Raw genomic sequence first — 9,776 nt, 5'->3', positions numbered from 1 at the left:
CGACACGCACGGCCTGGCGGAACTGTCCGCACCGCTGGCCGACGACGCCACGATCCGGCTCTCCGCCGTCGCCGCGGCCCTTGCCGACGCCGCGCACAACCGCGCCACCGCGAAGGCCTCCGGGGTCCTCGGATCCCTGCCCAGCGGCTGGCGCAACCTGGCTTCGGGCTACCAGGTCAAGACCTACCGCGACGACGGCGACACCGAGCACCACGTCAAATACCGTTTCACCAGAACTGGTTTGACGCTTCCCGATCACCCGTCCGTGGAGCTGATCTCCGCCGCGCCGGATCGGGTCGTGCTCGCCGCCGACGGGGTGGAACTCACGTTCGCGGTGCGACGGTACGGTCCCAACCTTCACGACGTCTACGTCGATTCGGCCCGCGGGCCCGTTCGCCTGGTCGCGCTGCCGCGCTTCCCGGAGCCGGGCTCGACCGTCGAAAAGGGTTCCCTGGTGGCGCCGATGCCCGGCAACGTCATCCGCGTCGGCGCCGCCGTCGGCGACACCGTCTCAAGCGGCCAGCCACTGATCTGGCTGGAGGCGATGAAGATGGAACACACCATTACCGCGCCGTCGGACGGGGTGCTCGCCGAGCTCAACGTCGAAACCGGTCAACAAGTCGAAGTAGGCGCCGTCTTGGCAAGAGTGGAAGCGCCTGAGGCAGAAGGAGATTCACAGTGACCGACAGCAGCTTCATCGAAAACGAGGAGCGCCGGGCGCTGCGCAAGGCGGTGTCCGAGTGGGCGTCCAACTACGGCGCCGAGTACTACCTGGAGAAGGCCCGCGCGCACGAACACACCAACGAATTGTGGTCCGAGGCGGGCAAATTGGGCTTCCTCGGGGTGAACCTGCCCGAGGAATACGGTGGCGGCGGCGCCGGCATGTACGAGCTGTCGTTGGTGATGGAGGAGATGGCGGCCGCGGGCAGCGCGCTGCTGCTGATGGTTGTGTCACCGGCCATCAACGGCACCATCATCAGCAAGTTCGGCACCGAGGAGCAGAAGAAGCGCTGGATTCCCGGCATCGCCGACGGGACCCTGACGATGGCATTCGCGATCACCGAGCCCGACGCCGGGTCCAACTCGCACAAGATCACCACCACCGCCCGCCGCGACGGCGGCGACTGGATCCTCAAGGGCCAGAAGGTTTACATTTCCGGCATCGACCAGGCGCAGGCGGTGCTGGTAGTGGCGCGCACGGAGGAAGCCAAGACCGGCAAGCTGCGCCCGGCGCTGTTCGTGGTGCCGACCGACGCGCCGGGTTTCACCTACACCCCGATCGAGATGGAGCTGATCAGCCCCGAGCGTCAGTTCCAGGTCTTCCTGGACGACGTCCGGCTGCCCAGCGATGCGCTCGTCGGAGCCCAAGACGCCGCCATCGCACAGCTTTTCGCCGGCCTGAACCCCGAGCGGATCATGGGCGCGGCCAGCTCGGTGGGCATGGCGCGGTGCGCGCTGAGCAAGGCCGTCGACTACGTCAAGACGCGACAGGTCTGGTCCACGCCCATCGGGGCGCACCAGGGCCTGTCACATCCGTTGGCGCAGTGCCACATTGAGGTCGAACTCGCCAAGCTGATGATGCAAAAGGCCGCGACGCTCTACGACAACGGCGACGACGCGGGCGCGGCCGAGGCCGCCAACATGGCCAAGTACGCCGCGGCCGAGGCGGCCACCCGCTCGGTCGATCAGGCCGTGCAATCGATGGGCGGCAACGGGTTGACCAAGGAGTACGGGGTGGCCGCGATGCTCGCCTCGGCCCGGCTTGGACGGATCGCCCCGATCAGCCGCGAGATGGTGCTGAACTTCGTCGCACAGACGTCGTTGGGCCTGCCCCGGTCGTACTGATGGACGCCGTCGTCGAATACTCGGTCGACGGGCATGTCGCCCGGCTAACGCTGAATTCGCCGCATAACCGCAACGCACTGTCGACGGCTCTTGTCGATCAACTGCATCGGGGACTCCGCGACGCGGCCACGGACCCGCACGTGCGGGTGGTCGTGCTGGGCCACACCGGTGGCACCTTCTGCGCCGGGGCGGACCTGAGCGAGGCCAGCGGCGGCGACCCATTCGATGCGGCCGTGGCCCGGGCCCGCGAAATGACCGCGCTGCTGCGTGCCATCGTCTCCTCGCCCCGGCCGGTGGTCGGCGCGATCGACGGGCACGTCCGCGCCGGCGGCCTCGGGTTGGTCGGCGCCTGCGACATCGTGATCGCCGGCCCGCGCAGCACCTTCGCGCTGACCGAGGCCCGGATCGGCGTCGCGCCGGCGATCATTTCGCTGACGCTGCTGCCTAAGCTGTCGGCACGCGCCGCGGCGCGCTACTACCTGACCGGCGAGACGTTCGATGCGGCCGTGGCCGCCGAGATCGGTCTCGTCACCATCGCGGCAGAAGACGTAGACGCCGCGGTGGCGAAGGTCGTCGCCGACGTCAGCCGCGGGTCGCCGCAGGGCCTCGCCGCGTCGAAGGCGCTGACCACCGCCGCCGTCCTGGACGGGTTCGACCGCGACGCCGACCGTCTCACCGAGGAATCGGCCCGGCTGTTCGTCTCCGACGAAGCCCGCGAAGGCATGCTGGCGTTCCTGCAGAAGCGCCCCCCCAGTTGGGCAAACGTCTAACGGCGCGGCGCGACCTGTGCCAACAAGCGCCCAGGCCCGAGCTTGACCTGGGCAGAACGTTGCAGTTTAGCCAACCCCCTTGCAGCAAAACTTCTACGTCGTACGCTCGTGGATGATGAGCAACTCAGCGCAGCGTGACGCCGGTGACACGCAGGCCGCGCGCGACGTACCGTCCCGCGCGGCCGACACGGATCGCATCCAGGTCGCGCAGTTGCTCACGTATGCGGCCGAGCAGGGCCGCCTGCAGATGAAGGACTACGAAGACCGACTGACGAAGGCCTACGCGGCGACCACTTATGAGGAGCTCGACGAGCTCAGGGCCGACCTGCCGGGCACGATGCTAAGCCCCCGCCGGGGCGACAAGCCCAATCCGGCGCCGTCGACATTGCTCCTCGCGCTGATGAGCAATTTCGAGCGGCGCGGCCGGTGGAACGTCCCGAAGAAGCTAACTACCTTCACCTTTTGGGGAACCGGCGTGGTGGACCTGCGATACGCCGACTTCACCTCCACCGAGGTCGACATCCACGCGATCTCGATCATGGGCGCGCAGAACATCTTGCTGCCGCCCGAAGTCAACGTCGAGATCCACGGCCGCGGCGTGATGGGCGGGTTCGACCACACGGTGCTGGGCCAGGGCACGCCCGGCGCGCCGAAGGTGAACATTCGCGGCTTCTCGCTCTGGGGCGGGGTGGGTATCAAGCGCAAGGCCCGTCGGCCCCATTAGACGCATTGAGCCCCAATCGCTCTGAGCGCTGCTAGCCCGGAATGTAGTCGAACGTATCGGGATTGGGTCCCCGCCTGCCGGGCTCCCCCTTGTCCAGCGCCGAGATCGCGTCCATGTCGGAGCCGTCCAGTTCGAAGTCGAACAGTTCGAAGTTCTCCCTGATCCGTTCCGGCGTCACTGATTTCGGGAAGATGATGTCGCCGCGCTGAACGTGCCAGCGCAGTACCACCTGCGCGGGCGACTTGCCGCGCGCGTCGGCGATGCGGTTGATCACCGGATCGCCGAGCACCTTGCCCTGGGCGATCGGCGACCACGCCTCGGTGGCGATGCCGTGATCGCGCCCGTAGCTGCGGACCTTCTCGTTGGTGAAGTACGGATGAACCTCGATCTGGTTGACCGAAGGGACGGTGTCGGTTTCGGCGGCGAGGCGCTCCAGATGCTCGACCTGGAAGTTCGAGACCCCGATGCTGCGAGCACGCCCGTCTTTCGCGAACTCCTCCAGGACCTTCCAGGTGGAGACGAAGTCCCCGCCGTAGAGGGTGGGCAGCGGCCAGTGAATGAGGAACAGGTCCACGTAGTCGGAGTCCAGGGCCTCCAGCGTTTTGTCGAATGCGCGGCGCGCATCGTCGGGCTTGTGGAAGCCATTGTTGAGCTTGCTGGTGACGAAAACCTCGGCACGGTCCAGACCGGCGTCGCGGATGCCCTGGCCGACTTCCCTTTCGTTCCCGTACATTTCCGCGGTGTCGATGTGCCGATATCCGATGTCGAGCGCGCGCTTCACGGCCGCGGCCGTCTCGTCCGGCTTGATCTGGAACACGCCGAAACCCAGCTGTGGAATGCGCACCCCGTCGTTGAGTTCGATCGTTGGAACGTTGCTCATGCGTCTCCTTACCTCTCCGCACCTCTCCGCCCGACTACCCGGTCGGGGAAGCTTCTATTCCACTCGGGGGAGCTATCGCCGACTAACGACGCCGCCGCGACCGCAGGTAGTCGCCCACCACGGCGGCCCCCAGGCCGTCGACGTCGGGCACCACGACGCGGCCCTCGACGCGCCGCGCGACTTGGTCGATGAACCGGGCCAGACCGGGGTCGTCGCCCAGCCGGAAGATCGTGACCTGCGCGCCGAGCCGTGCCATGTCATCGAAGCCGCGCACCGTGTGGGCGATGGTCCGCGGATGCGGCGGGTAATCAAAGAACACCGCCGAACCGTCGCCGTTGAAGTCCTCCAGGTGAGCGGTCGGCTCGCCGTCGGTCACCACCAGCACGACGGGCTGCGCGTTGGGGTGCCGGCGCAGGTGGCGACCCGCCAGCGCCAGCGCGTGATGCAGGTTGGTGCCCTGCTCGTACACACCCTCCAGGCCGGTCAGCTCGGCGGCCGTCATCGTGCGGGCGTACCGGCCAAAGGCGATGATCTGCAAGGCATCCGAGCGGAATCGCGTGCACACCAGGTGATTGAGTGCGAGCGCCGTCTGCTTCATCGGCAGCCAGCGATTCTCCATCACCATCGAAAACGACGTGTCGACCAATAGGGCCACGGCGGCCTGGGTGCGGGTCTCGGTCTCGGACACCTCGACGTCGTCGACGGTGATCCGCAGCGAGACGGCGCCGTCCGCCCCCTTGACCGGCGCGGTTCCCGCCCGCCGCAGCACCGCGTTCGTCAGCGTGCGGGGAATGTTCCAGGGCTCGGTGTCACCGAATTGCCAGGGCCGCGTCGCACCGGTCAGCTCGCCCGCGGCGCCCGCGCGCCGATGGTCGCGCTCGCCGTGACGACCCGAAAGCTGTTGCGCGACATCGCGCAGCGCCGTCTCCCCGAGCCGGCGCATCGCCTTGGGCGAGAGCCGCCACTGGCCGTCGGAACCACGGTCCAGGAAGCCCTGATTGACCAGGGCGCGTTCCAATTCGGCGAGTGTGCGCGCGTCGATGGCCGCCTCGTCGCCGAGTTGGCGGGCCAGTGCGTCCAGGTCGACGTCGTCCATGCTGGCGCCCGGGTAGCTTTGCGACAGCTGCTCGGCCAGCTGCTCCAGCTCGGCGATGTCCGAGATCGCCTGCGTCCCTTCGCCCATGCCGAACGGGTTGTCGCCGGAGAACTGTTCGGAGCCGGTCCAGTCCTCGCCCGGCCGCGCCGCCTGCAGATGGGCGTCGAGTCGGCCCAACGCCTCCATCAACGCCGGTGAACCAAATGCCTGCTGCGCCAACGCATCCAGCTCGGCGCGCTGGTCGGGGCTCAGGCTGTTGCGGAAGCGTTGCGCCGCCGCGGCGCGCTTGGCCAGCGAGTCCAGCAGCTCGTCGACGTTACGCGGGTTCTCCGGGAAGAACTCGCCGTGCTTGTCCATGAAGTCTTCGAAGTCCTGCTGGGTGTCCTGGCCTTTGGAGTGCTTGTCCAGCAGTTCGTTCAGGTCGTCCAGCATCTCGGTGACGCGCTGGCGATCCTCGTCGGTAGCGCCCTCCAGGGCCTGCTTCATCCCGGCGAAGCGCTGGTCCAGCATCTCGCGGCCGAGCAAATCCTTGATCTGCTCGTACTTTTGGCGGGCCTCGCCGCTGCGCCAGTCGTAGTCGGAAAGCTCCTGGACGGCCTTGGCGGGCGACGCCGGAAGCGCGTCCAGCTGCAGCTCGCCGAAGCGGGCGTCGTCGTCCAGCGCGCGGGCCAGCTCCTTGCGCTCGGCCAGCACGGCCTCGTCGAGCAGCTTCTTGATCTCCTGCAGGGTGCCATCCAAGTTGTTGCGGCGCAACAAATCCCGTCGGCGCTTGTTCGCCTCCGCCGCCAGCCGATCGGCGCCAGGCATGTTCTTGGTGCCGCGGCGTAGCAACTCCGAGAGCGCGCGCCGCGGCGAGGTGCCGGCCATGACGTCCTGGCCGATCTGTTCGAGCGCCTCGCGCAGATCTACCGGCGGCGCCAGCGGGTCGGGCCCGCCGGTGTACGCGGAGTATCGCGACGAATGCCCGCGTGACGACCGCATGCGCGCCGAAGCCGGGCGCTGCGGGTCGTCACCATCAGACTTAGCCATAAACGGTTTGGCCCTCCCCGGAGACCTTGTCGATCCGCTTGGCCAGATACAACGCCTCGAGCGCCAATTCCAATGCCGCTGCGCGCTCACCCTCGGATTCGGCGTGCAGCTTGGCGGCGATCTTGTCCACGACGGGCAGGTTGGGCACGGCGGCCAGCACGTCCTTGGCCGACACCCGCTCACCCGTGGTGACCGCGGAGCCGCCCTCGACCGCGGCCACCAAGGCGCCGACGTCGATGCCGCCCAGCACCCTGGCCGCGGTGTCGGCGGTAGCCCGGCGTAAGAGGTGCTCCAGCACGGCCTGTTCGCGGCCCTCCTCGCCGGACTCGAATTCCAGCTTGCCGCGCAGGACATCGATGACCGTGCCCAGGTCGACCACCCGGGCGACCGGGTCGGTCTCCCCCAGCACCGCGCCGCGGTGCCGGGCGGCGGCCGCGACGGTCTCGGCCGCCGCGATCGCGAACCGCGCCGACACGCCGGATCGCTGGTCGATCGAGTTGGACTCGCGCAGGTACCGGGCGAACCGCGCCATCACCTGCATCAGATAGTCGGGCACCTGCGCGGACAGGTGCGCCTCCTGGACGATCACGCCCACCTCGGCCTCGAGCTCCAGCGGGTAATGGGTGCGGATCTCGGCGCCGAACCGGTCCTTGAGCGGGGTGATGATGCGGCCCCGGTTGGTGTAGTCCTCGGGGTTGGCGCTGGCGACCACCAGCACGTCCAGCGGCAGGCGCAGCGTGTAGCCGCGGACCTGGATGTCGCGCTCCTCCATGACGTTGAGCATGGATACCTGAATGCGCTCGGCCAGGTCGGGCAGCTCGTTGACCGCGACGATGCCGCGGTGTGCGCGCGGGATCAGCCCGTAGGCGATGGTCTCCGGGTCACCGAGGCTGCGGCCCTCGGCGACCTTGATCGGGTCGATGTCGCCGACCAGGTCGGCGACGCTGGTGTCCGGCGTGGCCAGCTTTTCGGTGTAGCGCTCGCTGCGGTGCTTCCACGCCACGGGCAGGTCGTCGCCCAGGGTCGCGGCCCGCCGGATCGACTCCGGCGTGATCGGCCGGTAGGGATGCTCACCCAGCTCGGCCCCGTCGATGACGGGCGTCCACTCGTCGAGCAGCCCGACCAGCGCCCGCAGCAGGCGGGTCTTGCCCTGGCCGCGTTCGCCCAGCAGCACGAAGTCGTGACCGGCGATCAGTGCGCGCTCCAGCTGGGGCAACACGGTGTCGTCGAAGCCCAGGATTCCTGGCCAGACCTCGTCCCCCTCGGCCAGCGCGGTCAGCAGGTTTTCGCGGATTTCCTGTTTGACTCCCCGCTCGCGGTGGCCGGCGGCGCGCAGTTCGCCGACCGTGCGGGGCATGTTGCTCGGTGATGGCACCACTCCACGCTACGCGTAACGCGCAACGGCCACCCGCTGAGCGGCCTAGTGCGCGAAGTGACGGGCCCCGGTGAGGTACAGGGTGATGCCGGCGTTGGCCGCCGCCGCGGTGACCTCGTCGTCGCGCACCGATCCGCCCGGGTGCACTACCGCCTTCACCCCCGCGGACGTCAGCGTCTCGAGGCCATCGGGGAACGGGAAGAACGCGTCCGAGGCCGCGACGGCGCCGCGCACCCGGTCGCCACCGCGTTCGACGGCCAGCCGGGCCGCGTCGACTCGGTTGACCTGCCCCATGCCGACGCCGATGGTCGCGCCGTCGGAGGCGATCACGATCGCGTTCGACTTGACCGCGCGGCAGGCACGCCACGCAAACACCAGGTCGGTCAACGTGTTCGGGTCGGCCGGCGACCCGGTCGCCAGGGTCCAGTTGGCCGGGTTGTCGCCGTGCGCGTCGAGCTGGTCGCGCTGTTGCACCAGCAGTCCCCCGCTGACCGGTCGCAGCTCGGTCCCGCCGGCCAGCGGCTCGGAGGCCACCAGCACGCGGATGTTCTTCTTGCGCGTCAACGCGTCGACGGCGCCCGGTGCGTAGGCCGGCGCCACGATCACCTCGGTGAAGATCGTGCTGACGTATTCCGCCATCTCGACGCTGACCTCGGTGTTCGACGCGATCACGCCGCCGAAGGCGCTCAGCGGATCACACTCGTGGGCCTTGCGGTGCGCGTCGGCGACCGACACCGACGAGATCGCGATCCCACAAGGGTTGGCGTGCTTGATGATTGCCACGCAGATCTCTTCGTGGTCGAAGGCGGCCCGCCACGCCGCGTCGGCGTCGGTGAAGTTGTTGTAGGACATCTCTTTTCCGTGCAACTGCTCGGCCTGCGCCAGGCCCGGCCAGGCGCCGGGGTCGCTGTAGAGCGCCGCCTGTTGGTGTGGGTTCTCGCCGTAGCGCAGCATCGCGCTGCGCCGCCAGCTGCCGGCGAGCCACTGCGGGAACGCCGTGGGCGGATGCTCGGGCGCCAGCGTCGACTCCATCCAGCCGGCCACGGCGATGTCGTAGTCCGCGGTGTGCTGAAACGCCAGCGACGCCAGCCTTTTGCGCTCGGCGAGGGTAAATCCGCCGTTGCGCACCGCCGCGAGTACGCCGTCGTACCCGAGCGGTTCGACGACGACCGCCACGCTGGGATGGTTCTTGGCGGCCGCCCGGACCATCGACGGCCCGCCGATGTCGATCTGCTCGACGCATTCGTCGATGCCCGCACCGGAGTCGACGGTCTCACTGAACGGATACAGGTTGACGACGACCAATTCGAATGCCGCGATCCCGAGCTCCTCGAGCGCCGCGGCGTGCTCTTGCTTGCGCAGGTCGGCCAGCAGCCCGGCGTGCACTCGCGGGTGCAGCGTCTTGACCCGCCCGTCGAGCACCTCGGGGAAGCCGGTCAGGTCTTCCACCGGTGTGACTGGAATACCTTTGTCCGCAATGGTTTTCGCGGTGGAGCCGGTCGAGACGATCTCCACGCCCGCCGCGCTGAGGCCCTCGGCGAGCTCGATCAGCCCCGTCTTGTCGTACACGCTGATCAACGCGCGGCGAATCGCCCTTCTTGACTCGTCGCTCATCCTATGCTCGCCTTTCGTCCGGTCCAGGTCACGCCGCGCGTTGCGATCGCGGCCACCACATCCACCAACAGTCGCCGTTCGATGACCTTGATGCGCTCATGCAGTGTCTCTTCGTCGTCGCCGTCGAGCACCGGAACGGGCTCCTGGGCCAATATCGGCCCGGTGTCCATGCCGGCGTCTACCAGGTGCACCGTACAGCCGGTGACCTTCACACCGTAAGCCAGCGCGTCGGGCACCGCATGCGCCCCGGCGAAGGCCGGCAGCAGCGCCGGATGAGTGTTGAGCGTGCGGCCGCAGAATCGTGAAAGGAATTGCGGGCCAAGTATTTTCATGAACCCGGCGGAGACGATGAGATCCGGCGAGTGCGCCGCCGTCGCCTCGGTGATGGCCGCGTCCCAGGCCGTGCGGTCGGGGTAGTCGCCGAGGCGGACCGTGAACGCCGG

The 9,776-nt window shown here is 68.4% G+C and carries 9 protein-coding genes; 4 read left to right on the top strand and 5 right to left on the bottom strand.

Annotated elements, in window-relative coordinates; genetic code table 11:
• The 4 genes from A5706_RS05855 to A5706_RS05840 all read left to right on the top strand — a co-directional run.
• A partial coding sequence (locus A5706_RS05855) for an acetyl-CoA carboxylase biotin carboxyl carrier protein subunit (RefSeq protein ID WP_156766969.1) occupies positions 1 to 682 on the top strand: 682 nt, incomplete at its 5' end.
• Positions 679 to 1,845, top strand: a complete 1,167-nt coding sequence (locus A5706_RS05850) for an acyl-CoA dehydrogenase family protein (protein ID WP_068128106.1) — start codon at positions 679 to 681, stop codon at positions 1,843 to 1,845. The genes A5706_RS05855 and A5706_RS05850, both read left to right, overlap by 4 nt.
• Positions 1,845 to 2,615, top strand: a complete 771-nt coding sequence (locus A5706_RS05845; protein ID WP_068128102.1) for an enoyl-CoA hydratase family protein — start codon at positions 1,845 to 1,847, stop codon at positions 2,613 to 2,615. Before A5706_RS05850 ends, A5706_RS05845 begins: the two co-directional genes overlap by 1 nt.
• A gap of 115 nt (positions 2,616 to 2,730) precedes the next feature.
• Entirely contained in the window at positions 2,731 to 3,339 is a 609-nt protein-coding gene (locus tag A5706_RS05840; protein ID WP_068128109.1) for a DUF1707 domain-containing protein, read from the top strand.
• 31 nt (positions 3,340 to 3,370) lie between these two features.
• Here A5706_RS05840 and A5706_RS05835 read toward each other — a convergent pair whose 3' ends face one another.
• The 5 genes from A5706_RS05835 to purN all read right to left on the bottom strand — a co-directional run.
• The gene (locus A5706_RS05835; protein ID WP_068128099.1) at positions 3,371 to 4,219 is read right to left on the bottom strand and encodes an aldo/keto reductase; all 849 of its coding nucleotides are present in this window, start codon (positions 4,217 to 4,219) and stop codon (positions 3,371 to 3,373) included.
• 82 nt (positions 4,220 to 4,301) lie between these two features.
• Positions 4,302 to 6,344 (bottom strand): VWA domain-containing protein, encoded by a 2,043-nt coding sequence (locus tag A5706_RS05830; RefSeq protein WP_068128095.1) that lies wholly within the window; start codon positions 6,342 to 6,344, stop codon positions 4,302 to 4,304.
• On the bottom strand, positions 6,337 to 7,701 hold the full coding sequence (locus tag A5706_RS05825) for an ATP-binding protein (protein ID WP_156766970.1): 1,365 nt from the start codon (positions 7,699 to 7,701) through the stop codon (positions 6,337 to 6,339). Before A5706_RS05825 ends, A5706_RS05830 begins: the two co-directional genes overlap by 8 nt.
• Before the next feature lie 63 nt (positions 7,702 to 7,764).
• The gene (purH, locus tag A5706_RS05820; protein ID WP_068128089.1) at positions 7,765 to 9,333 is read right to left on the bottom strand and encodes a bifunctional phosphoribosylaminoimidazolecarboxamide formyltransferase/IMP cyclohydrolase; all 1,569 of its coding nucleotides are present in this window, start codon (positions 9,331 to 9,333) and stop codon (positions 7,765 to 7,767) included.
• Positions 9,330 to 9,776, bottom strand: a 447-nt coding sequence (gene purN / locus A5706_RS05815; protein ID WP_068128085.1) for a phosphoribosylglycinamide formyltransferase, incomplete at its 5' end; no start/stop codon positions are given. The genes purH and purN, both read right to left, overlap by 4 nt.

This window comes from Mycobacterium sp. E796 (genome assembly GCF_001672815.1).
Classification (GTDB): domain Bacteria; phylum Actinomycetota; class Actinomycetes; order Mycobacteriales; family Mycobacteriaceae; genus Mycobacterium.
Note: the sequence above shows the minus strand (reverse complement) of the source record. Positions and strands in the feature narration are given on the sequence as shown.